This is a genomic window from Citrobacter youngae (genome assembly GCF_003818115.1).
Lineage (GTDB): Bacteria > Pseudomonadota > Gammaproteobacteria > Enterobacterales > Enterobacteriaceae > Citrobacter > Citrobacter youngae.
This window is the reverse complement of sequence record NZ_RPOI01000028.1, coordinates 21,840-45,151: the sequence shown is the minus strand read 5'-3', so window position 1 is coordinate 45,151 and position 23,312 is coordinate 21,840. Positions and strand designations below refer to the sequence as shown.

General features: G+C 52.0%; 19 protein-coding genes. 6 read left to right on the top strand and 13 right to left on the bottom strand.

The features are described 5' to 3' along the window. Positions 1 to 108 precede the first annotated feature (108 nt). The gene (mdh, locus tag EHN13_RS21405; RefSeq protein WP_040234161.1) at positions 109 to 1,044 is read right to left on the bottom strand and encodes a malate dehydrogenase; all 936 of its coding nucleotides are present in this window, start codon (positions 1,042 to 1,044) and stop codon (positions 109 to 111) included. A 436-nt stretch (positions 1,045 to 1,480) separates the two neighbouring features. Between mdh and argR the strand changes: the two genes are divergently transcribed. Both argR and yhcN read left to right on the top strand, forming a co-directional pair. Beyond that, positions 1,481 to 1,951, top strand: a complete 471-nt coding sequence (gene argR / locus EHN13_RS21395; protein WP_003025162.1) for a transcriptional regulator ArgR — start codon at positions 1,481 to 1,483, stop codon at positions 1,949 to 1,951. Positions 1,952 to 2,328: 377 nt separating this feature from the next. Beyond that, on the top strand, positions 2,329 to 2,595 hold the full coding sequence (yhcN, locus tag EHN13_RS21390) for a peroxide/acid stress response protein YhcN (RefSeq protein ID WP_101741926.1): 267 nt from the start codon (positions 2,329 to 2,331) through the stop codon (positions 2,593 to 2,595). 49 nt (positions 2,596 to 2,644) lie between these two features. Here yhcN and EHN13_RS21385 read toward each other — a convergent pair whose 3' ends face one another. Then, positions 2,645 to 2,929: a barstar family protein gene (locus EHN13_RS21385; protein WP_048213449.1), complete on the bottom strand. Its 285-nt coding sequence runs from the start codon at positions 2,927 to 2,929 to the stop codon at positions 2,645 to 2,647. A gap of 418 nt (positions 2,930 to 3,347) precedes the next feature. On the opposite strand from EHN13_RS21385, the gene xapA reads away from it, so the two are divergent. From xapA to EHN13_RS21370, 3 genes are read left to right on the top strand one after another with little or no spacing between them, the layout of a single operon-like run. Then, positions 3,348 to 4,181: a xanthosine phosphorylase gene (gene xapA, locus EHN13_RS21380; RefSeq protein WP_124022054.1), complete on the top strand. Its 834-nt coding sequence runs from the start codon at positions 3,348 to 3,350 to the stop codon at positions 4,179 to 4,181. A gap of 50 nt (positions 4,182 to 4,231) precedes the next feature. Continuing rightward, positions 4,232 to 5,437 carry an MFS transporter TsgA gene (gene tsgA / locus EHN13_RS21375; protein WP_061068701.1) on the top strand — a complete coding sequence of 402 codons (1,206 nt, stop codon included), beginning with the start codon at positions 4,232 to 4,234 and terminating at the stop codon, positions 5,435 to 5,437. A 58-nt stretch (positions 5,438 to 5,495) separates the two neighbouring features. After that, complete coding sequence (locus EHN13_RS21370) at positions 5,496 to 6,398, top strand: LysR family transcriptional regulator (protein WP_061068702.1); 903 nt, start codon at positions 5,496 to 5,498, stop codon at positions 6,396 to 6,398. 40 nt (positions 6,399 to 6,438) lie between these two features. Here EHN13_RS21370 and aaeB read toward each other — a convergent pair whose 3' ends face one another. The 3 genes from aaeB to aaeX are packed head-to-tail and all read right to left on the bottom strand — an operon-like array spanning position 6,439 to position 9,558. Continuing rightward, a complete protein-coding gene (gene aaeB, locus EHN13_RS21365; RefSeq protein WP_048213453.1) occupies positions 6,439 to 8,409 on the bottom strand; it encodes a p-hydroxybenzoic acid efflux pump subunit AaeB in 1,971 nt (656 codons plus the stop codon). Positions 8,410 to 8,414: 5 nt separating this feature from the next. Next, entirely contained in the window at positions 8,415 to 9,347 is a 933-nt protein-coding gene (gene aaeA, locus EHN13_RS21360) for a p-hydroxybenzoic acid efflux pump subunit AaeA (protein ID WP_003025174.1), read from the bottom strand. A 7-nt stretch (positions 9,348 to 9,354) separates the two neighbouring features. Further along, positions 9,355 to 9,558 (bottom strand): p-hydroxybenzoic acid efflux pump operon protein AaeX, encoded by a 204-nt coding sequence (aaeX, locus tag EHN13_RS21355; protein WP_003025177.1) that lies wholly within the window; start codon positions 9,556 to 9,558, stop codon positions 9,355 to 9,357. A gap of 184 nt (positions 9,559 to 9,742) precedes the next feature. On the opposite strand from aaeX, the gene aaeR reads away from it, so the two are divergent. Continuing rightward, positions 9,743 to 10,672: an HTH-type transcriptional activator AaeR gene (gene aaeR, locus EHN13_RS21350; RefSeq protein ID WP_038634351.1), complete on the top strand. Its 930-nt coding sequence runs from the start codon at positions 9,743 to 9,745 to the stop codon at positions 10,670 to 10,672. Positions 10,673 to 10,758: 86 nt separating this feature from the next. Here the strand turns inward: aaeR and tldD are convergent, their stop codons facing one another. The 8 genes from tldD to csrD form a co-directional block, all read right to left on the bottom strand. Beyond that, positions 10,759 to 12,204, bottom strand: a complete 1,446-nt coding sequence (tldD, locus tag EHN13_RS21345; protein ID WP_003025183.1) for a metalloprotease TldD — start codon at positions 12,202 to 12,204, stop codon at positions 10,759 to 10,761. A gap of 162 nt (positions 12,205 to 12,366) precedes the next feature. Continuing rightward, complete coding sequence (gene yhdP, locus EHN13_RS21340) at positions 12,367 to 16,167, bottom strand: AsmA2 domain-containing protein YhdP (protein ID WP_124022053.1); 3,801 nt, start codon at positions 16,165 to 16,167, stop codon at positions 12,367 to 12,369. Between the two features lie 111 nt (positions 16,168 to 16,278). Beyond that, positions 16,279 to 17,748 carry a ribonuclease G gene (gene rng / locus EHN13_RS21335; RefSeq protein ID WP_124022052.1) on the bottom strand — a complete coding sequence of 490 codons (1,470 nt, stop codon included), beginning with the start codon at positions 17,746 to 17,748 and terminating at the stop codon, positions 16,279 to 16,281. Beyond that, positions 17,738 to 18,331, bottom strand: a complete 594-nt coding sequence (locus tag EHN13_RS21330; protein ID WP_061068704.1) for a Maf family protein — start codon at positions 18,329 to 18,331, stop codon at positions 17,738 to 17,740. The genes rng and EHN13_RS21330 overlap by 11 nt, the downstream gene beginning before the upstream one ends. An 8-nt stretch (positions 18,332 to 18,339) precedes the next feature. Beyond that, positions 18,340 to 18,828, bottom strand: a complete 489-nt coding sequence (mreD, locus tag EHN13_RS21325) for a rod shape-determining protein MreD (protein WP_040234168.1) — start codon at positions 18,826 to 18,828, stop codon at positions 18,340 to 18,342. Continuing rightward, positions 18,829 to 19,851: a rod shape-determining protein MreC gene (gene mreC / locus EHN13_RS21320; protein ID WP_040234170.1), complete on the bottom strand. Its 1,023-nt coding sequence runs from the start codon at positions 19,849 to 19,851 to the stop codon at positions 18,829 to 18,831. Between the two features lie 63 nt (positions 19,852 to 19,914). Continuing rightward, positions 19,915 to 20,958: a rod shape-determining protein MreB gene (gene mreB / locus EHN13_RS21315; protein ID WP_000913396.1), complete on the bottom strand. Its 1,044-nt coding sequence runs from the start codon at positions 20,956 to 20,958 to the stop codon at positions 19,915 to 19,917. 306 nt (positions 20,959 to 21,264) lie between these two features. Beyond that, the gene (gene csrD, locus EHN13_RS21305) at positions 21,265 to 23,205 is read right to left on the bottom strand and encodes an RNase E specificity factor CsrD (protein WP_048213458.1); all 1,941 of its coding nucleotides are present in this window, start codon (positions 23,203 to 23,205) and stop codon (positions 21,265 to 21,267) included. Positions 23,206 to 23,312 lie beyond the last annotated feature (107 nt).

The window sequence follows — 23,312 nt, the reverse complement described above, 5'->3', positions numbered from 1 at the left end:
TTTTAACATTTCGATGGGCTTGTAGGCCGGATAAGGTGTTTACGCCGCATCCGGCATCTGTATGCCTGATGGCGACGCAAAACGTCTTATCAGGCCTACCGAAAAGAGTTATTTAACGAACTCTTCGCCCAGCGTGATATCTTTCTTCAGCGTATCCAGCATGCCTTCCAGCGAGCTTTGTTCGAACGCGCTCAGTTTACCGATGGACTGACGTTCTTCTACGCCATTTTTGCCCAGCAGCAGCGGCTGAGAGAAGAAGCGAGCATACTGGCCATCGCCTTCAACGTAAGCACATTCCACCACACCTTTTTCGCCGCTCAGCGCGCGAACCAGTGACAGACCAAAACGTGCTGCAGCCTGACCCATAGACAGGGTTGCAGACCCGCCACCGGCTTTTGCTTCCACAACTTCAGTACCCGCGTTCTGGATACGTTTGGTCAGGTCGGCCGCTTCTTGTTCAGTGAAGCTTACACCAGGGATTTGTGACAGCAGCGGCAGAATGGTCACACCAGAGTGTCCACCGATAACCGGGACTTCAACGTCGCCAGGCTGCTTGCCTTTCAGTTCCGCCACAAAGGTGTTGGAGCGGATGATGTCCAGCGTAGTTACGCCAAACAGTTTGTTCTTATCGTATACGCCTGCTTTTTTCAGCACTTCAGCAGCAATAGCAACGGTCGTGTTCACTGGGTTAGTGATGATACCGATACACGCTTTCGGGCAAGTTGTAGCAACCTGCTGCACCAGATTCTTCACGATGCCAGCATTCACGTTAAACAGGTCAGAACGGTCCATACCTGGTTTACGTGCAACACCCGCAGAAATCAGCACCACGTCAGCACCTTCCAGTGCAGGGGTCGCATCTTCACCGCTGAAGCCTTTGATTTTCACAGCAGTAGGGATATGGCTCAAATCAACGGCCACACCAGGCGTTACTGGAGCGATGTCGTACAGGGAGAGTTCTGAACCTGAAGGCAGTTGGGTTTTTAACAGTAATGCTAGCGCCTGACCGATACCACCAGCAGCGCCGAGGACTGCAACTTTCATCCTAAACTCCTTATTATATTGATAAGCAAAATGTCTATTGCTCCGCGGCGGCGACCTTAATTCACAAATCCAACGAATTCAATAACCACGCGTCAAGAATGCGTAGTCACGCAAATTTGGCTTTTATGCATTTAACTTACGTAAAATAAAACCTAAGTTACGTAATTCAAAACCACTCGCACAGTAGAGCAACTTTCCAACAGGTGCTGACAATATACCCTACAGCCATCTCAAAACAACATCAATTTGATAACATTTAATTTACTTTTAATCTTATTTGCGAGCCGTGACACAGGCATGTTTCTTGATAACGAAATTTGATAAAATTCCGCTCTTTCATAACATTATTTCAGCCTTGAACGAGGCAGACCGTTTGCATAAAAATTCATCTGTATGCACAATAATGTTGTTTCTACCGCCATATTACGGGTGACTTATGCGAAGCTCGGCAAAACAAGAAGAATTAGTAAAGGCGTTTAAAGCGCTGCTTAAAGAAGAAAAATTCAGCTCTCAGGGCGAAATCGTCCTCGCGTTGCAGGATCAGGGCTTTGATAATATCAACCAGTCCAAGGTTTCACGCATGCTGACCAAGTTTGGTGCCGTGCGTACCCGCAATGCGAAAATGGAAATGGTGTACTGTCTGCCTGCAGAGCTGGGAGTCCCGACAACGTCAAGCCCGTTGAAAAATCTGGTGCTGGATATCGACTACAACGATGCCGTTGTCGTTATTCATACCAGCCCAGGCGCTGCGCAGCTAATTGCCCGCCTGCTGGATTCACTGGGGAAAGCAGAAGGTATTCTTGGAACGATTGCTGGTGACGATACCATCTTCACCACACCGGCCAAAGGTTTTACGGTCAAAGACCTGTACGAAGCCATTCTGGAACTGTTTGAACAAGAACTGTAATCCCCTTCCCCGTCACGCCCTGTGGCGGGGAAAAATCTCTCTTTTCTGCTCCCCTTCTCAACTTTCCACTACCGAACATTTAACAAATAGTGCGTTTCACCGCCAAAATACATTCACACAGTGAATGATCCCAATCAAAAACGCACAATTTGCAAAATATCATATCCTCATGAATTTATTGATTTTATTTTTAAAAACAAGTTCTAACCTGTATTTTTAATTCCATATAGTTATAAAAAATAATTTTTTTAACACTTGATTACCATAGAAACAATTAGCGTGGTATTAATTTATCGCGTGATTAGTGTATACTTGATTTTGTGATGAGGGTCACGAAACAAAGACCCCTAGTAAAAGAATTCGACGAGGTAAATATCATGAAAATCAAAACCACTGTTGCAACTTTAAGCCTTCTCTCAGTTCTCTCTTTCGGTGCAAGCGCCGCTGTTAATCAGGTGAACTCGCAAGAAGCACAGAATCTGCAATCCATGGGTACCATCTCTGTATCTCAGATCGGTAGCTCACCAATGGATATGCGTCAGGCAATCACCGCTAAAGCAGAAAAAGCGGGCGCCAGCAGCTATCGTGTCACTGAACTCCGTGAAGGTGCTCACTGGCATGCAACCGCAGAATTGTACAAATAAACCCTCGTCGTCTAGTCCGACGACTTGCCCCCGCCTGCCGGGGGCTTTTTTATACCTGTTTTGAGTGACGAACGTTAAAGCGTAACTGTCCTTCGAGCTCTTCTTCTGCTTCATCGAACAGTAAAATCAGCGCACCATATCGCCTGCGTAACTTATCCGGTAAATGAACAAATTCGATTTCCAGAGGTAAAGGCAAGATTTCCCCAACCACAACCTCCCACAAAGAATCTAAATCGACCACCTTTTCCCGGGCCAGACCGAATGTACGTGCAAACTCACGGTAGAAATCACTCTGATTTTCAATCTCGTCAAAATCAAACGTATAGATATTCATCTATAGCCACCATCCCGACGCCAGTTACTCCACAGACCACCGATATGCAGGGTCTTCCTCAACCTGTTTCCCCTATCCCGCCAGCAAAATTTTATGTTCCTGCGGTCCAGGCATCGTTTACCACCCCCAGCTAAATACTCGTCTTAAGTATAGCCCTGCCTCAGTGTGCGTAATACGTCAGGAATGAACTGTTCATCGTTTAGACAAAGAGAGATACATCACATTTTTGTGCAATCCTATGACTGCGTTTCGGAAACAGTATGAAACAGGTTGGCCATAACTTTCTGAAAAATAATAGATCCGATATTTATCTGATTTTTTCAATATAAAAATCATATCAATAACCGCATTTATCATATTGGATTTGTAATTGAAGCCTCCACAAAATGCATGCAACTGAATAGTCTCTGGAGTCGATATGTCCATGTCTGTTGTCAACGATACCCCGTATGAAGCGGCTGAAATTCTGCGTTCTGCAAAACCCAATTTTCATCCACGTATCGCTCTGATACTTGGGTCAGGTCTGGGGGCTCTTGCCGATCGCATGGAAAATAAAACCACGCTTTCATATCAACAATTACCTGGGTTTCCGGTCAGCACCGTAATCGGCCATGCCGGGGAAGTGGTGATGGGAACGCTTTATGGTATCGACCTCATCTGCATGAAGGGACGTGGGCATTTTTATGAAGGGCTGGGAATGGGCATCATGACCCATGCCGTACGTACCTTTAAACTGTTGGGCTGCGAATTTTTATTCTGTACCAACGCCGCGGGTTCGCTGAACGTAGATATTCCTGCAGGTAGTCTGGTCGCCCTCAACGATCACATCAACACCATGCCATCTACCCCACTTGTCGGGCCGAACGATGAACGCTTTGGTCCTCGCTTCTTTAGCCTCGCTAACGCATACGATCGCGAACTGCGCCAGCAGCTTCACGGTGCCGCAGAGCAGTTGGGTATCACGCTTCATGAAGGGGCTTTTGTCTCTTATCCTGGACCTAATTTTGAGACGGCTGCGGAGATTCGCATGATGCAGCGTATGGGCGGCGATGTCGTCGGTATGTCGGTGGTACCGGAAGTGATAGCTGCACGCCACTGTGGCCTGAAAGTACTGGCCGTTTCAGCCATCACAAATATGGCTGAAGGTCTCAGTGATGTTGAGCTTTCCCATGAACAAACGCTGAAATGCGCTGCCATGGTAACCGAAGATTTTATTCGTTTGATCAGCCAGTTCCTCAAGCAGTACGCCTGATCGTGGTTCCGTAGACGGACAGGTCGCCCTGCTCCGTCTGGAGAAAAGTTATGCCAGACAATCAGTTTTCTCGCGCAAATCTCAATGCCGTTTCGTACCTGAGCTATTACTTTGTTGGCGCACTGGTGTCGACACTGGGGATTGTGCTTGGGCCACTTTGTGCCGCTTTTCATAAAGACCCCAGCTTTATCGGGCAGGTCTTTACTCTGATGAACATCGGAATGTTTGTGCCTATTATGCTTGGCGGCATTCTGATGAAAAAATGGGGGCTGAAAAAACCATTAGTTATTGCTGCAACGCTCACCGTGATTATCAGCGTAGTACTTTTTATCCAACCAACCTTAACGCTGTTTAGCGTTGCAGTGGCCGGAATTGGTGCCTGCGGGGGCGTGTTTATGACCATCGGCAGTTATCTGGTGGTCCGTATTAATCCCGATGAAAAGAGCCGCTCTTCCAGCCTGATTTTTACCGATTTCTTTTTCAGCTTTGCCGGAGCAACCCTTTCCTTACTGTTAGCCTGGATGTTTAAACTGGGTGCCAGTTGGATTGCGATGTATGGGATTATGGGCGGTCTGGGCGCGTTGATGTTGGCACTTACCCTGCGTTGTCGCTTCCCATCGACAGAGGCTGCGCAGCCGCAGCAACACGAGAAAACGGAAGAGTCAGAACCCTGGGGGATCTCTGTCTATTTGATCTGTTTTACTCTCTTTGCTTTCCTGCTGGCTGAACCCATTTTTACCATGTGGACACCGGGCTACCTGCAATCGCGTTTTACACTTCAGGCGCAGGATGCCGCGCTATTCACTACTGTGTATTGGGTGACGAAAGCCATTGGCCTGTTCCTGAATCAGTTCACCGTGAAATGGATGAAACTGCGCACTTTCCTGCTGATCTGCGCAAGCATTGGTCTGGTCTCTATTGCGCTGATTGCCAACAGCAACAATACCACGCTGATTCTGATAGCGTGCGGCGTGTTTGGTTTCTTTAACTCCGGTTTATTCTCCGGCCTGATGAGCTATGGTTCACTGCAGGTGAGTCGCAGTTCACCAACCTTGATCTCCGCCTTGTTGACGTGCGGCACAGTGGGCACGCTACTGTTTGCCAGCGTCTCCTCCATGGTAAACAGCCACTTTGGTCTGCAGGGGGCGGTGAATACGTCAACTGTCGCCTATTGTGTGTTACTGCTGACGCTGGTTATCGCTGTCACCTGCAGCCAGGCCGAGCGTCTCGCCCGCCCGCCATCCGCTGCGGTTTGACAAGCTTTGGGGAGGACGGCATGATGCCATTTCTCTCCCTCTCTTACGCGTAACCAGCATGATTGATCTCCAGGCCAATAGCCGAATTCGTCTTCGAACATTGCGTTATTTTCAGGTTCTCGCTGACGAGCTGCACTTTGGCCGGGCCGCGGCCCGGTTAAACATCTCTCAACCGCCGTTGAGTATGCAGATTAAAGAACTGGAAGAGATCCTTGAAACGACGCTATTTGAACGTACCAGCCGTAAAGTGGTTCTCACGCGAGCCGGGCAGGTATTGAAAACGGAAGTCGATCGTATCCTGAGTACCACCGATCAATCCCTCAATTATGTGCGGCAGATTGGCCGTAGCGAACATCAGCATTTCAACATTGGGATAGTCGGTAGCGCATTGTGGGGAACGCTGCTGACACGTCTAAAGGACTTTAAGAAGCAACAGCCGTACGTAAACTGGAGTTTGCAGGAGCTTTCCCAACATCAGCAAATTGAAGCCTTGCATGCCCGGACGATTGATATTGCGATTAGCCGGAACGTACTGCCCCAATCCGAGACGAATATTCGTAGCCAATTGATTTCCCGCGAAGCGGTTGCTCTCGCCGTACCTGAACACGATCCTCTCTGCCAACACCAAAGCGTCTCACTGGCGATGCTCGCTGAACGCCCCATCATTTCGCTTTCATTCAATCAAAGCAATTTCGCCCGTCAGGTACATGACCGCTGTGTTGAGGTAGGATTTTATCCTCTGATTACCCACCAGGTTAACGAACCGCAAACAGCGCTGGCGCTGGTTAGCGCAGGAATTGGTCTCTCTTTGCTGCCAGAAACCTGCGGATTGATCCACTGGCCAGGCGTTCGTTTCTTACCGTTGAATGACCCTATTCCAGCCGATCTTTATGCCTACTGGTTCGACGAACAGCTCTCCACATTAATGAACGCGTTTATCATGACATTACAGGGGCGGTAAAACTGAAACCGGAAGAGATATCCTCTTCCGGTTAGATGAGTTATGAATTGCTGGTCAGCGCATGCTGGTATTTGTGCAACATTCCCGTGAGTCGTTTCACTGGCTCCGTCACCTGAGGCGGGGCTTCCCAAAGCGTTAATTTTTCCTGGTAGATATCAAGCTCCTCCAGCAACTGACCAAAGTAGCGTCGGCGTTTGTCATCATTGACTGCAGAAATAACTTGATCGGCGGTACGGCGAAGCTGGCGATGAAACGCCGATAAATCGTCGTTTACCGGTACAGGCGCATCACGTAAACGCTGATGAGCAATAATCATCGTCAGTGCCAGGCGGAACTTTGCCAGATCGCCGGGGAATTTGTTCATCAGTAAAAACAGCTGCTGATACAACGCCGGAAGGTGGTTTTCTTTACGGCGCACAACATTGGTGGTCATTGCGGAGACCGCTGCCGACACAAACTGGTTAAGCAACACACGACCTGTTCTGTCACGCGAGTTATCCCGCACCAACAGAATAACGATAAACGCCAATACGCAGCCAACAATCTGCCCCAGTGCACTGTCGAGGAACTGACTAAAGTGGAACGTCATCGGGTTATCAAGCACGATAATGTTAATGGTGCTCGCCAGCGCCCCCATTGAGCCCAGACGCCGCTTCTGCACCTCAATACCCAGAAAGAATCCCAGCACCGCCAGACTCAGACACAGCAACAACATGCTTTGCTGGGTATTGGGGATAATCACCAGAAAATAGAGCGCCCCCAACGGCAATGCTGCCAGCGTGCCATAGATAAAGTCGATGGCCACCATGCGGGGGTTAGGCAAACGCATGGCCAGCGAGGTGACGACTGCTATCATGACCATCGCGCCGCTACCTGATGTCCAGCCGGTCCACAACCAGAATAAGGTTCCCAGCACACAGGACAGCGTAGTACGCCAGAAGTTGACCAGCGCATGGTGATGTTCGGCGGATTCCACCTTCACCACCGGTTCGCCTTGCAGGATCTCTTCTTCAATAGCGCTAATTTTGGTATTGCTGACCACACCGCGTTTCAACAGCAGGTAGCGCGTCGCCGCGCCGGCCCAGCTATAGATCGTCACTGGCGTATCACGCTCACCGGTCCAGACAATCACGCGGCGCATCCGCTTCAATTGTTTATGTACGTCCTGCACCGTTTCAACCGGCGTATCAAACAACTCGCGGAAGGTATCTGTAATCAGTTCTGGTCGCGTATTCTGAATAAGATAGGTTTCGCAGGACTGCGTGATGAGTGTGAGCGACAGCGTATTCAATGCCTTGAGTCTACGATTGGCGCGCACCCAGCGTGAGGATTCCATGTTCAGGTTGCTGCGCATACCTTCCAGCGCCGCCGTACGACGAACTAAAGCGCCCCAGGCCTTGTCCACCTCTTCGCTATCGCCATGCTTTATACACAGTTGCATAAGCTGATATTGCGCCACCAGAAGACTGTCTAACTCGACATCTATCTCCTGTTTCACTGAACGGGGCGAAAAGAGCAGGTCGGCGATGATAGCGCAGACAATCCCCATCACAATCTCGCTGCAGCGTTCAAGCGCAAATTGTGGCGTCAGCAGAGGCTCCGCCTGAATGGTAATGACGATAATCAGAGCCGTGTAACCCGAAAGCCCCCAGGCATAGGAGTTTTCGATCTTTACCAGTGAAGAGATCCAGGTACAAAAACCGGCCCAGATACAACACACCAGGATCATCAATAGCGGGGCGCGGATCATGCTGATGATAATGATCAGTGCGGCAATACAGCCGATAAATGTCCCGACAATACGCAACATGCCGCGATAGCGGATAGCGCCTGAATAAGGTTCTCCGCCAGCGGCAAAGGCCGGGCCTGCCGCCACAATGGCTGCGGTCAGTACCGCCCAGCGAGGGGTCTCAAGCTGGAAGTGAAAGCCAACGAACAGCGCCAGTACAATCGCGCAGGCCAGTTTTACCGCAAAGCGGATATGCTGGTTGGCAATGGAGAAAATACCCATCGCGATTAACCAAACTCGCGCAGGCGGTGTGCCATTTTACGGAAGAAAGATTCCTGGCTGGCATCGCGATCCTGCTTGCCGGTAATGACGACGGTCGCCGTCGTCCCGGCAGGCCACAAGGTTCCCTGCTGCTCATCAAGACGAATTCGCACCGGCACGCGCTGCGCCAGACGCACCCATTCAAGATTGGAATCAATGGTCGCCATACCCTTTGCGTCCCGCGTGCTGCTGGCATTCGTTACGCCAGCCGCCACGCTATCAACGGTGCCTTTCAGCACATTATTACTGCCAAGCGGGGTGATTTCAGCGCGATACCCTGGGCGAACGCCTTCCAGTTTGGTCTCTTCCATATACGCCAGTACATAGAATGAGTGCTGTTTTACCAGTGCCACCGCCGTGGAGCCGCGCGTAATAAATTCACCGCTATAGACGTTCAGGTTAGTCACCCATCCGTCTGCAGGCGCACGGATAACGGTACGTTCCAGATCTAATTTTGCCAGGTCGCGGGTCGCTTGTGCTTTTGCAAGCTGGTGTAATACGGTTTGCAGGACGTTGTTTGACTGGTCGATCTCTTCGCGAGACATAGCCTGCACGCCCAGTCGGTTACGACGACCGGCCTCCTGGCGTTTTTCCTGCGCCAGAACCTGATAATAAGCGACGTCAGCTTCGGCCTGCTCAAGGGCTTTCTTATAGCGTGGCTGGTCGATGGTGAACAGGATCTGATCCTTTTTCACCAGTTGGTTATCATGGATGTTAACGTTGGTAATAAGCCCCGCAACATCCGGCGCAATCGCGACGACATCGGCGCTGAAACGCGCATCACGCGTCCACGGCGACTCGGTGTAGAACACCCATGCGCGGAAAATAGCGATGAAGGCCAGAATGACCAGTATCACGGTAATGGCCGTGCGGGAGAGTTTTCTTGTTAGTGTTTTCACTTCAACCTCAAACGAACAGGCGCGTTATTAAATAGAACAGACAGCAATACAGCGCAGTGTTAAACAGAGCCGGATGCCAGACAAAATCATAGATGCCAGTCGGAACAAGCACCCGGCGCACCAGCCAGAAAATCGCCAGTGACAAAAGTAATTCGAAAAAAATCGGTGGGAAGGACAGACCAAACACCACGATAACGGGAAACAGACTCATGTTGACCTTGGTAACGTAAGAGAGTGCAGATGATAGATTTTCTAGCGTATGTCACCGCAGAGAAGGGCAAGGATGAGCCAGGCGAGAGCGACATAGCCGTTATTTGAATAATAATATATTAACGTAACTGTTATGCTGTTATCTATATTATGTGATCTAAATCACTTTTAAGCCAGAGTGAACAATGGAACGATTAAAACGTATGTCGGTGTTCGCCAAAGTTGTCGAACTGGGCTCCTTCACCGCCGCCGCAAGACAGCTACAAATGAGCGTTTCATCGATAAGCCAGACGGTCTCAAAACTGGAAGATGAGCTACAGGTCAAGCTGCTAAACCGCAGCACGCGTAGCATTGGGCTAACTGAAGCCGGTAAAATTTATTATCAGGGCTGCCGCCGGATGCTGCACGAAGCGCAGGATGTTCACGAGCAACTGTATGCTTTTAACAACACGCCCATTGGCACGCTGCGCATTGGTTGTTCTTCAACCATGGCACAAAATGTCCTCGCCGGACTGACCGCAAAAATGCTCAAAGAGTATCCTGGGCTGACGGTAAATCTGGTGACGGGAATACCGGCACCCGACCTGATTGCCGACGGTCTGGACGTGGTTATCCGCGTGGGTGCCCTGCAGGACTCCAGCCTTTTTTCGCGTCGTCTGGGGGCTATGCCGATGGTGGTCTGCGCGGCAAAAAGTTATCTCGCCCAGTTTGGTGTCCCGGAGAAACCCGCCGATCTCAGCAATCATTCGTGGCTGGAATACAGCGTTCGTCCGGATAATGAGTTCGAATTAATTGCCCCGGAGGGGATTTCTACCCGTCTGATCCCAGAGGGACGTTTTGTGACCAACGATCCGATGACATTGGTGCGCTGGCTGGCCGCAGGCGCGGGCATTGCCTATGTACCGCTGATGTGGGTGATCAATGAGATCAATCGTGGCGAAGTGGAGATCCTGCTCCCCCGCTACCAGTCGGATCCGCGTCCGGTGTATGCGCTGTATACCGAAAAGGATAAGCTGCCGCTCAAGGTGCAGGTGGTGATTAACTATCTGACAGACTATTTCGTCGATGTGGCGCAGCTGTTTCAGGGAATGTACGGTCGGGGAAAAGAGAAATAAAAAGAGTCCAGGCCAGATAAGGCGTTGACGCCGTATCTGGCAAGATGCCCGATAGCACTAGTGCTTATCGGGCCTGAATCATGATGTTACGCGGTGCCACCTACGGTCAGGTTATCCACCTTCAGCGTCGGCTGGCCCACGCCAACCGGCAGACTCTGTCCTTCTTTACCGCAAACACCCACGCCGTTATCCAGTTTCAGGTCGTTACCCACCATCGAAATCTGCTGCATTGCTTCGATACCGGAGCCTATCAGCGTCGCGCCTTTCACCGGTTTGGTCACTTTACCGTTTTCAATCAGATACGCTTCGGAGGTAGAGAACACGAATTTACCGGAGGTGATATCCACCTGGCCACCGCCGAAGTTAGGCGCATAAATACCGTACTCAACGGATTCGATGATTTCCTGCGGCGTGGATTTCCCCGGCAGCATATAGGTGTTGGTCATACGCGGCATCGGCAGATGCGCGTAAGATTCACGACGACCGTTACCCGTTGGCGCCACGCCCATCAGGCGCGCATTGAGTTTGTCCTGCATGTAGCCTTTCAGAATGCCGTTTTCAATCAGCACGTTGTACTGACCCGGCGTACCTTCGTCATCGATAGCTACCGACCCACGACGATCCGCCATCGTGCCATCATCCACCACTGTACACAATTCTGACGCCACCAGTTCACCCATGTGACCGCTGAATACCGACGTGCCACGGCGGTTAAAGTCACCTTCCAGACCATGACCGACCGCTTCATGCAGCAGAACGCCCGGCCAGCCAGCGCCGAGTACCACCGGCAGCGTACCGGCAGGCGCGGCTACCGCAGAGAGATTGACCAGCGCCATGCGTACGGCCTCTTTCGCCCATGCGTCAGCACGAACTTCGCCATCGAGGTCGCCAAGGAAATAGTCATAGCCAAAACGACCGCCGCCACCGCTGGCGCCACGCTCGCGTTTGCCATCCTCTTCAACCTGTACGCTTACGGACAAACGCACCAGAGGACGGACGTCAGCGGCCAGTGTACCGTCGGTCGCCGCCACCAGAATCAGTTCATACACACCGGTCAGGCTCGCCGTCACTTCCTGCACACGCTTGTCGGCGGCACGCGCCACGCTGTCTACGCGGCGCAGAATATCCAGCTTCTCTTCGCGGCTCATGCTCTGCAGGGGATCTACTGAGGTATAAAGCGCCTGATGCTCTACCGCCCCCAGCGTTTTTACTTTGCCATCACCGCTGTCGCGCACGATAGTACGCGCGGCATGAGCACTTTGCTCCAGCGCCAGCAGGCTAATCTGGTCTGCATAGGCAAACCCGGTTTTTTCGCCGCTGATGGCGCGCACGCCAACGCCCTGATCGATATTGTAAGAACCATCTTTAATGATGCGGTCTTCTAAAACCCAGGATTCGTGATAGCTCGACTGAAAATAGAGATCGCCGTAATCAAGACGGCGTTCGGCCAGTTGGCCCAGGATGGCAAACAGATCCTGATGTTTCAGGCCATTCGCCGCTAGCAATTGTTCACTTACCAGGTTCAGACTCATCGTTTTGCTACTCATTAGTTACTGTTGTAGGCCTGATAAGACGCGCCAGCGTCGCCATCAGGCGCTTCAATGCCCGGATGGCGGCGTAAACGCCTTATCCGGCCTACGGACTGCGGTAGAAGTTCTATGTTGAGATTGGGGCAATTACTCGCCCCCGTCAAATCATTGCTGGCTTTCTTTGCGCGGCTGGCGCAGAACTTCGTTGATCTGTGGCTTATCGACCGGACCGGTAATGCGATAGCGCAGAATTGAAACTTTGCTCCACAGCGGTCCCAAAACTTTACTGGCGGCAAATACCGCCGCGCCGACAATTGGGTTGACGGCAAACGCCGCGGCCACCCCAACGGTGGCAGAAATTTCAGGTGCGACAACGGCTTCCATATCCAGTTCGCGACGCACTAGATTCACCGAACCTTTCATGGCGATGTCAGCTTCCAGGCCATCCACCAGCGTATCATCAGTGTGCATCACACCGTCTTTGATCCACGCCGTACTGCGGATAGAGTCAAAGTAAAAACCTTCGCTGAACGTATCGCTAAAATCAAAACGCAGTTTACGCAATAGCGCATCAAAGCTCAGCAGACGTAACAGTTGTCCCGCATGTCCGGTGCTAAGTTCAGTCAATTCACCTTTGCCCAAACGGGTGCGCAAAATCCCATTCAGTGAAGCTTCATCCGGATCCCAGGGCGGATTACGCCAGTGCAGATCGTACTCGACGTTAAAGGAAGAGTTACGAATCGGGGTAGATACGCCAAAGAAACCCGCGGCTGAATCAATCTTGTTGCCATTCAGCTTTCCTTTCAGTGACGTACGCTCCTTGCCCGGCACATTGACCCATTCGCCATCGGCGGTCAGCCGGGCAAACCCGGTATCCAACAGACCATTGCTCAACGTTAATGTGTCACCTTTTATCGCGACATCGGCATCAATGCGCCCATACTTTTGCCCCCACATCCAGCACTCTTCGCAGCGTATCTGCGCATCCGGCCAGCCACGGAAACTGACGTTACTGATAGCAGAGAACGGCGAGGCTGGCGTTGTATTTGGCGATGACGTTGCAGCGTTCGGGTTGTAATACAGATACTTGATATTGGCAAGCCACGGAGCATTATTGCGCATAGCCAATGTGGCGTTAATCTCACGCCCCTGTGCCCGTACGCTGGTACCATTAAGCCCAGGTTCAGACACAATGCTCAGGTTATTCCACTGCTGGCCGCCCAGGGATAAAGAAGGCGTGCGCACCGCAATACGCTGCGGGAAGTTCGCATTACTTCCGACGTTATCTGCCGCGCCTTTCTGGAACAATGCCAGCCATTGCGCACCGTCCATGGGCGGAAGATTAAGTTCGATGCCCTGCTGGTCAGGAAGCGCTGGCACGGTACGGCTTTCCGAAGTCCAGATTGCGCGGTCAAGCGTCAGTTTCTGATTCAGCAACCAGTGGCTGTTAAAGTGGTTCTTGCTTCCGGCGTTACCGGTCAGATCGAAGCTGCGCAGGTTACCATCTGCCTTAACATTAACCGGTAGCGACTCACCGGCGACTTTGTTTAACGGAGCAGGTAAGTGACTGCTTACATTTTTCAGGTCGCCTTTTAGCTCAATGTTGTAGGTCGCTCCGGCATGATATGGCAGGTCAATGCCAACCTTACCGTTCCACGCCATACTGCCGCTTAAGGCATCGTTGACCTGCGCTGGTAAAATCCCCATGCGGGTTGGCTGCCAGTCGCCTTGCAGGTTCACGGCTACCTGATAGGCTTTCGCCCCTTCGGTGGTGGAGAAGTCGACGTTCAGCGGCTGATTAAACCAGTTCGCCGTCATCGGCTCACTCTTGAGATCGCCGTTGATAAAGCTGAATTTACCGTTCAAATTCTTCAGCGTGCTATCGAGCGGCTTGATAAACAGACTGTTATTACGCAGGTTCACGTCGCCTTTGGCCGTAACCAGCGAACCATCTAACGGGATATCAAGATGTAAGCGAGCACTCACATCACCGTCAATTTGCAGCTGTTCCAGCGTGGCACCAAGCGACTCTTTCAGCGGTGTTTCGTCGAAATAAGGCCCAACCGCTTTGCCCGGCCCGTTGATGTCGGCATCAATCAGCAGTTTTTCTTTTGCGTAGTCAGGGATATTTGCCGTCAGGTTAGTGGATTTTACCCCCCCTAAATTGACGCTATCCGTCTTCATCCACAGGCCATCGTTAATGAAGTTCAGTTCAATATTGAGGTCAGTCAGTGCGGGCCAGTCCGGCTGGAAGGCAAATTTTGCATTACGCAGCGGCACCAGCACCTGGAACTGACCTTCGTTATGCAAATACGGGAACAGATGTGGGTTACCGCCATAAACCAGTGTTGCGTTATCCGCCTCACCGCCCTGAATTGCCCCACTGAGATAATCAACCAGCTCTTTTCCCATCAGATTTTCCGGGAAATAGCGCCAGGCCTGGGAGCCATCGTGAGTGCTAATCCCCGCCAGAATCCCCAGCCACGGTTCATCACCGGTTGGTTGCAGATAACGAAAACCGCCGCGCGCATGTACCGCTTTCGCTTTAACGTCAATATTGCGCCCGTCTAGCTGAAAACCATTTTCATTCTTCAGCCAACTGAGCGTTGCCACGCCATCTTCTATCTCCAGCGGGGCACGAAAGACGGTTTCATACGGCATTTTTGCCTGCTTCATGGAGGCCGTTAATGCGCCATTTTCCACGCTGCCAGACAATGTACCGGAGAAATGTTCTGCCCCCGGCAGCAGCTTCCACTGTTTCCAGGCCAGATCGGTCCACGAGGACTGGAAACGGGTTTTTTCGGTCGCCTGTAATGGGATATCCAACGCCAACACATTTATCTTGCCGCTCGGTTGCGTGGCCCGCCAGATATCACCCAATGCCGGAGATAACTTAGCGGCCATCGGGCGTAGCCCCTCTAACCCGGCTAGCTCCAGGTTACTGGCGCGAATACGTAATTCGTCGCTGCGCTTATTATTGGCGCCCCCCACTTCCTGCCCGGGAAACCAGGCCAGCGTTAATGCCCCACTCGGCCAGGGTTTGTCATCCATCGTGATGCGCGTATCCGGGATAGCGAACAACCAACCGGAGTGCTCACGGCTGATATGCGCAGTCAGGTTATCGACGGACAGCGTGTGGATGTTGCTCTCTCCCTTCCAGCTTGCGCCGCCCTTTTTCAACCAGACATCGCCACCAGAGATTTCGCCTTTGTTGAGCGTCATCCAGCCTTCCAGGCTAAAGCGCGCAGTTTGCAGCGCAACATTGTCCTGCATCCATTTTCCCAACCACGGCTTAACGTCGATGTCGTCAGCCTGCAGCCAGACTCGACCATTATTCAGCAGGCCGTCATCATCACGCAGATCCATACGCACCTGCATAACACCGTGCTGCCCGGTCAGGCTGGAGAGGCTGACCTGGCCTTCAGCACGATGCCGGTTTTTACCGTTCAACCAGGTTAGCTGAGGGATCGCCAGTTCCGCACGCTGGCCTGACAGGGTCAAAAAACTAACCTGGCTGTCGCGAAGATCAAAATGATCAAACTGGCGCAGGAACAGATCGCTGATGTGGCCGGTTTCAATCCCGTCGCCGCTATCGCCGCGCTGGATCGGTGTATTGGTGCGCAACTGCAGTTGCCAGAAGGTGAGATCGCGAAACTGCCAGCGCATGTGCAGCAAACTTTGCCAGACATCCAGCGCCAGCGTGACACGCTTTACCGAGAATTCGCCACCGTCTTTCAGCTGTGCATGAATATCGCGAGCTTCGAGCGTAGGGCCAAAATTTTGCCAGTTAGCAGAAAGCTGGCTGGCGGAAACGGGCATACCGGTGGCAGATTCGATCTTGCCCAGAATGGTCGGACGCCAGCTATCGAGATGCGGTAGAGCAAGGCGCAGCCCACTGACCAGCAGCGCTGCGATGACAACGAATGCGGCTCCAGTGAGCAGTAAAATCCCCGGCAATCGCCTCACGCGCCTCTCCTTGTCTGCCAAAAAATGTGACTCACACCCCTTGAGTGAATATTGCCGGATAGCGGCGTTTGTGCCTTATCCGGCCTACATGCGCGGGTGCCACTACACGATTTACATCATTACCACGTCAAACTGCTCCTGGTTATAGAGCGGTTCGACTTGTACTTTGACCTGTTTGCCGACAAAGATTTCCACTTCCGCCAGCGCATGCGACTCTTCCCCTTTCAGGGTTTCAGCCACTGCCGGAGACGCATACACCAGGAAACGATCGGAGTCGTAAGCATGGTGCACGCGGACGATTTCACGCATGATTTCATAACATACGGTTTCGACCGTTTTCACCGTGCCACGTCCGTGGCAGGTTGGGCACTCGTTACACAGCACATGCTCCACGCTTTCACGCGTGCGCTTACGTGTCATCTCTACCAGACCCAGCTGTGAAAAACCGTTAATGCTGGTTTTTACGCGATCCTTGCTCAGCGCCTGCTCCAGAGAGTGCAGCACCCGGCGGCGGTGATCTTCATTATTCATGTCGATAAAATCGATAATGATTATGCCGCCCAGATTACGCAGACGCAGCTGACGTGCGATAGCCTGCGTTGCTTCAATATTAGTATTAAAGATAGTGTCGTCGAGATTACGATGCCCAACAAATGCGCCGGTGTTGATGTCGACGGTAGTCATCGCTTCGGTTTGGTCGATGATCAGATAGCCGCCGGATTTCAGCTCAACCTTGCGCTCCAGCGCGCGTTGGATTTCATTCTCAACGTCGAAGAGATCGAAAATCGGTTGGCGTCCGCAGTAATGTTCCAGTTTGCTGGTCATCTCCGGGATGTATTCCGCCGTAAATTCCAGCAACGCTTCATAAGTCAGACGGGAATCAACGCGAATTCGGTCTAACTGAGCATCAGCAAAATCACGCAGAACGCGCTGTGCCAGTGCCAATTCACCATACATCTGGTAGCGCGTTTGTGGCCGCTTCTTACGCTCCATGACCTTCGTCCAGACACGCTTCAGGTAGGCAGCATCCGAAGCCAGATCCTCTTCACAAACGCCTTCAGCCGCCGTACGAATGATGAATCCGCCCTGTTCGTCGCAGTAATCCGCCACCACCTTTTTCAGGCGTTCGCGTTCGGTTTCGCTCTCGATTCGCTGAGAAACCCCCACGTGCGACGCCCCCGGCATAAAGACGAGATAACGGGAAGGTAGCGTGATGTCCGTTGTCAGGCGTGCGCCCTTCGTGCCCAGAGGATCTTTCACCACCTGTACCATCAGGTCTTGCCCCTGACGCACAAGTTCGGAGATATCGCGTACAGTGAACTGTTTTTGTTCTTCACCCGCTACGCATTCGGTATGCGGCATGATGTCTGATGCGTGGAGAAATGCGGCTTTATCCAGCCCAATATCTACAAAAGCCGCCTGCATACCCGGAAGTACACGACTTACACGACCTTTGTAGATATTGCCTACGATTCCGCGTCGCGCCTCACGTTCAATATGAATTTCCTGCAGAATACCGCCATCAATGTACGCCACCCGCGTTTCCGATGGCGTTACGTTTACCAACAATTCAGCCGTCATGTTTATCCCTTTTCTCACGCAGTGCGTTAAAATTGCTCAGCAACTCATACGTTTCTACCAGCGGTAAGCCGACTACGGCGTGATAGCTGCCATTGATCTTCCTGACAAAACAGCCACCCAACCCTTGAATACCGTATGCACCTGCTTTATCCATAGGCTCACCGCTGGCAACATAACCGGCGATGTCCTCATCTGTTAGTGTTCTGAATGTCACTTCCGTCACCACCAGACAGTCCAGGTTGTGCTGGCGATCGGCTAATGCGACAGCCGTCATGACCTGATGCGTTTTGCCTGACAGCTTGTGCAGCATCGCTGCTGCATGGTCGGCATCATGCGGTTTTTCCAGCACTTCGCCATTAAGGATAACAATGGTATCCGCCCCCAGCACAGGTAAATCGCGCACAGCCATTGCTACGCCTGCCTGCGCTTTTTCACGCGCCAGACGAACAACATACTGCTGAGCGCTTTCCTGCGGGTGCCGCTGTTCTTCAATTCCAGGAACCAGCCGTTCAAACGTAACACCAAGCTGAGCGAGCAACTCCTGACGACGTGGAGAACCTGAAGCAAGATACAGAGTATTCATATCAACCTTTATTGCACCGCAAACTGCTGGCGGACTTTACGCATCAGTAAGAATAGCCATGGCCAAAGCACACCATTTACTACACTACTCCAGAACACTTCAGGTCTGAAAGAGACGTTGATCACTAAAAACTCGGCCCAGAAAACAATAATATCCACGACCAGTGACAACAACATAACTACCAGCGCCTGCTGCCAGAGCGCGAGGTTACGGAAGAGCTGAAATTTCAGTGCGACCAGATAAGCAATGATACTCATCGACAATGCCCGCACACCAAGCGTAGAGCCGCTAATGAGATCCAGTATGGCACCCACGATAAATCCTGTGCCCACATTTACGCGATGCGGCAGCGCCAGGATCCAGTACAGCAGAATGAGCAGCACCCAGTTCGGCCGGAAAACGAGGATCTCGTCCGGCCAGGGCATGACTTGCAGCAGAAATGCAATTAGGAACGAGAGCCAAATGACCCAACGTCCCTGGTGACGGATGCTTGCCACTTACTGCCCTCCCGGCTTACGCGGAGCAGGTTGTGACGGCGTGGTTGTTGCAGGAACCGGCGTTACACCTGTCGCCGGAGCAGGAACTGGCGCAGGAGGCCCCATGGCATCCGGTGCCGGCAGGACTTGCGGCATCATTTGCATCAGACGTTCATTAGCTACACGGTGCACTTCTTCTGGCGTCATCGGGTTAGCACCATTACGATCGGCTCCCCACAGCAGCAGCAGATAGCGCAGACGCTGTAAACCCGCCGTCGGGCGCGCCTGAATCACGGTGTATGCGCGCTGGGTATCCAGCTTCACAGAGGAAACGACACCGACTGGATAGCCTTCAGGGAAACGCCCACCCAGACCGGAGGTAACCAGCACATCGCCAACGCGAATGTCAGTATTAGCCGGCAGGTGTTCAAGCTGAAGATCGTCCGTGCAGCCGTTACCGGCAGCGATCACGCGAATATCGTTACGCAATACCTGGATTGGCAGTGCATGCGTCGCGTCACAAATCAGCAGTACGCGGCTGGTCAGTTTGGCCACCGCAACAACCTGGCCCACTACGCCTTTATCGCTGATGACTGGCTGACCTTCATAAACGCCGTTAACACTCCCTTTGTCGATCACCACCTGATCGCTGTAAGGATCGTTAACCGTTGAGATGACCTGCGTCACCATTTTTTGTTCGTCCTGGCGCAGCGGCGATCCCAGCAGCTCACGCAAACGCGCGTTCTCCTGTTTATATTGCCCCAGCATCAGCAGTTCACTGTTTTTCAGCAGCAGTTCCTGACGCAACGCCCGGTTTTCAAGTTCGAGTTGGTCACGAGAAGCCAGCGTTTGCGACACGCCGTCGAGTAATTCACGGGGACCATTAGAGATAAAGTAGAAAGGACTGACGGCGGTATCCATGTACGTTCGGATTTGACTAAACGTACCCAGGCGGCTGTCGGCAATAATAACGCCGAGCGCCACCAGCACCGCCAGAATAAGGCGAATCTGTAGCGACGGGCCACGGCTAAAAATTGGCTTCATAGTCTATGCGTATTCTCGCATCAGAGCGGAAGAGCAACCCAGGGCTACCCTTCCTGCATCCGATTACTCTTCGCTGAACAAGTCGCCGCCGTGCATATCGATCATTTCCAGTGCTTTACCGCCACCGCGAGCCACACAGGTCAGCGGATCTTCGGCAACAACAACTGGAATACCGGTCTCTTCCATTAACAGACGGTCAAGGTTACGCAGCAGCGCACCGCCGCCGGTCAGGACCATACCGCGTTCTGAGATGTCAGACGCCAGTTCTGGCGGACACTGTTCCAGTGCAACCATCACCGCGCTTACGATACCGGTCAGGGGTTCCTGCAGCGCTTCAAGGATCTCGTTAGAGTTCAGGGTAAAGCCACGTGGAACACCTTCTGCCAGGTTACGACCGCGAACTTCGATTTCGCGCACTTCGTCGCCAGGATAAGCAGAACCGATTTCGTGCTTAATACGTTCCGCGGTAGCTTCACCGATCAGAGAGCCGTAGTTACGGCGAACATAATTAATGATGGCTTCGTCGAAGCGGTCACCACCAATACGCACGGAGGAGGAGTAAACTACGCCGTTCAGAGAGATAACGGCGACTTCTGTGGTACCACCACCGATATCGACAACCATTGAGCCGGTTGCTTCAGAAACTGGCAGGCCCGCACCGATCGCTGCCGCCATCGGCTCTTCGATCAGGAACACTTCACGTGCACCTGCACCCTGAGCGGATTCACGGATGGCACGGCGTTCAACCTGAGTTGCTCCAACCGGTACACACACCAGTACGCGCGGGCTTGGGCGCATGAAGCTATTGCTGTGCACTTGTTTAATAAAGTGCTGGAGCATTTTTTCAGTCACGAAGAAGTCAGCGATAACGCCATCTTTCATTGGGCGAATTGCAGCAATATTGCCCGGCGTACGACCCAGCATCTGCTTCGCATCATGACCTACTGCAGCCACGCTTTTCGGCGAACCGGCACGATCCTGACGAATGGCCACAACGGAAGGCTCATTCAATACGATGCCTTGTCCTTTTACATAAATAAGGGTATTCGCGGTACCCAGGTCAATGGACAGGTCATTGGAAAACATGCCACGAAATTTTTTCAACATACTAAGGGATAATCCTGAAAGCTGGGGCGGAAAACAAAATCCGCTTACTTTACCAACCACACGCAGCAGCGACAAGGCGCAAAAATCATCTGCTACGGTGAAAATTAGTGCAGTTCGTTTCCTTTGTTACAAAACCGGCCTGAGTCCATCAGGGCTGAAAAACTCAGCAGCAGTCCTCGCTTTTGTTTGCAACCTGTCAAAGGTCATTCACCTGCATGTTTGCTGTTACAACCTGGCGAGCAGACAAGCACACCCCCAGAAGGCACAGCGCGCGTTATTCTACGTGAAAACAAATTAAACGGCAGGTTAAACCGAGTATCTTTGCGAATATTTTTTCACGTTTGTGTCAAGTGGCTGTGATGCGGCAAAAAAATCACCCTGCCCACCCGCGACTCCACGTTCTGTCAGGGTATGCCACTCGCTGCGCGAACGTACGCCCGTGGCATAAACCTGCGTTGGCGTTCCGGTACACGTCTCTACCAGGCTTTGAACCAGCAGCTGATTTTCCGTTCGCTTATCAATGTTTCTCACCAGACTGGGATGAAGCTTCAACAATTCGACATTCAGCTCTTTGATCCAACTGGTACTCACCAACGTTAAACCGGCCTGCGTAACGGCAATACGTACGCCAAGCGCATCCATCAATCGGATAACCGGTTGTAACCGGCTGATGTGTTGACAAACATCCGCCTCAGCAAGTTCAATAATTATGCGTTTACGTAGCGATTTTTCGCACTGCATCAGCGTATCTCGCAGCCAACGCTGAAAACGTGGGCGAATGAGCGATTCAACCGTCGTCTGCATCGCCAGGCTTTCCTGCGGCCAGTACCCCAACAACAGGATCAAACGGCTGATTTGCAGACGGTCATACTCTTCCGCCAGACCAAATTGCAGCACCATCGGCATATATTCCGCCGAAATAACCTCTTCGCTGCCATCGAAAATACGGCACATCAGCTCGCGATGGTGCACCCGCCCTTCACGCGTTACGGCAGGTTTTTGATAAATTCGCGGTCCGCCCCGACTGAGCATCTGTTCAATCAGCGTTCGCCAGCGCACATTGCCCCGGCCTTTTTCCGGCAGAGAGTCGTCATACACCGACCAACTGTTCCCGCCTTGTAATACTGAATTCCGGGTGGCGGCTTCAGCGTGATCCATAACTTGTTCAGTCGACTGACCGCTGCGACAGACACAAATGCCAATATGAACCATATCGGCACGATCGATCATTTTGTTAGCCGGAAGTGCATCCACCGCCTTTAAGAGTTGCCCCGCGATACTTTCCGCTTCTTTTAACGTGCGGTGTGGCAGCAGGATGGCAAAATCGCTTCGGTGGTAACGCGCTAACAGTGCGCCCGGATAGCGCATCATAAAAGTAGACAACAAATTGATAAGCGTTGAAATTTGTTCTTCCGCCTGGGTAATGCCCCAGCTCTCGCGTAGCAGCGTAAAGTCCGGCAAACGAACCATCATCACCACACCATGCGAGCCGACTTTTTCCTGATCTTCCAGCAGCGTCGCCAGTTGGTTATCAAAGAACAAGCGGTTGCTCAGCCCCGTTTTTGTATCCTGCGCGACATAGGAGCGAATTAGCGTATCCAGCCTGCTGCGCTGCTCACGAGCATTTTGAATTTCGGTCAGTAGCATGTCGAGCGCACTACTGGTACGCGCTGGCCACTCATAGACCGTTCCCCGCACGTTTGGCCCGCGTTCACCGTTGAGGATCCGCGTTGAACGAATCTCCAGTAATTCCTGTCCGGAAAGTTGACGTTGAAGCCAGCGCACCGACAAAAACAGCATCAGGATAATAAAGCCTATCGATAGCGTGAGCGGTGCCGTAGTCATCAACGAATGGAAATAGTTGCCCATCGGATCCTGGTAAACCATGCGCAGCGACATCCCCGGATGCTTGACCAATGGCACGGTGAGATTGCGATAAAGGTTATTCGTCCCCGCCGGGCGGTAGCTACTGGTTCGGGAATGGCTATAAACAACGCGGTCATCCTGAAGCAATTCAATACGGACGATATCAACCGAAATCATCAGTTCATCAATTTGCGGCGTTAAGGACACGACATCTCTGGTGACCAGATGGGTATCGATCGCCGTCGCGACGGCATGGACGCGGGTGGTGAACTTATATTGAATAGCGTTATAGAAACTCAGCGAGCAACCTATCAGCGTCACGAAAATCGTTAACCCGGTAAGCAGCGTGACAAAGGCTGAAAATTTCGTCGTTAATCGCATCCTTGTGTTAACTCCGACAGTGATGAATCAGGTGTGAAAGTGAAAAAGCGACACGAAAATGCAAAACTGAACGCGAAATCCGTCAATTTACACAAATAATGTGGGCA

Coding starts and splice junctions, on each gene's coding strand:
- tldD (WP_003025183.1), bottom strand. CDS start 12,204: ATGAGTCTGAACCTGGTAAGTGAACAATTGCTAGCGGCGAATGGCCTG.
- EHN13_RS21385 (WP_048213449.1), bottom strand. CDS start 2,929: ATGAATATCTATACGTTTGATTTTGACGAGATTGAAAATCAGAGTGAT.
- mreB (WP_000913396.1), bottom strand. CDS start 20,958: ATGTTGAAAAAATTTCGTGGCATGTTTTCCAATGACCTGTCCATTGAC.
- argR (WP_003025162.1), top strand. CDS start 1,481: ATGCGAAGCTCGGCAAAACAAGAAGAATTAGTAAAGGCGTTTAAAGCG.
- mdh (WP_040234161.1), bottom strand. CDS start 1,044: ATGAAAGTTGCAGTCCTCGGCGCTGCTGGTGGTATCGGTCAGGCGCTA.
- yhcN (WP_101741926.1), top strand. CDS start 2,329: ATGAAAATCAAAACCACTGTTGCAACTTTAAGCCTTCTCTCAGTTCTC.
- aaeB (WP_048213453.1), bottom strand. CDS start 8,409: ATGGGTATTTTCTCCATTGCCAACCAGCATATCCGCTTTGCGGTAAAA.
- tsgA (WP_061068701.1), top strand. CDS start 4,232: ATGCCAGACAATCAGTTTTCTCGCGCAAATCTCAATGCCGTTTCGTAC.
- rng (WP_124022052.1), bottom strand. CDS start 17,748: ATGACGGCTGAATTGTTGGTAAACGTAACGCCATCGGAAACGCGGGTG.
- csrD (WP_048213458.1), bottom strand. CDS start 23,205: ATGCGATTAACGACGAAATTTTCAGCCTTTGTCACGCTGCTTACCGGG.
- xapA (WP_124022054.1), top strand. CDS start 3,348: ATGTCCATGTCTGTTGTCAACGATACCCCGTATGAAGCGGCTGAAATT.
- aaeX (WP_003025177.1), bottom strand. CDS start 9,558: ATGAGTCTGTTTCCCGTTATCGTGGTGTTTGGTCTGTCCTTCCCACCG.
- mreC (WP_040234170.1), bottom strand. CDS start 19,851: ATGAAGCCAATTTTTAGCCGTGGCCCGTCGCTACAGATTCGCCTTATT.
- aaeR (WP_038634351.1), top strand. CDS start 9,743: ATGGAACGATTAAAACGTATGTCGGTGTTCGCCAAAGTTGTCGAACTG.
- EHN13_RS21330 (WP_061068704.1), bottom strand. CDS start 18,331: ATGAATACTCTGTATCTTGCTTCAGGTTCTCCACGTCGTCAGGAGTTG.
- EHN13_RS21370 (WP_061068702.1), top strand. CDS start 5,496: ATGATTGATCTCCAGGCCAATAGCCGAATTCGTCTTCGAACATTGCGT.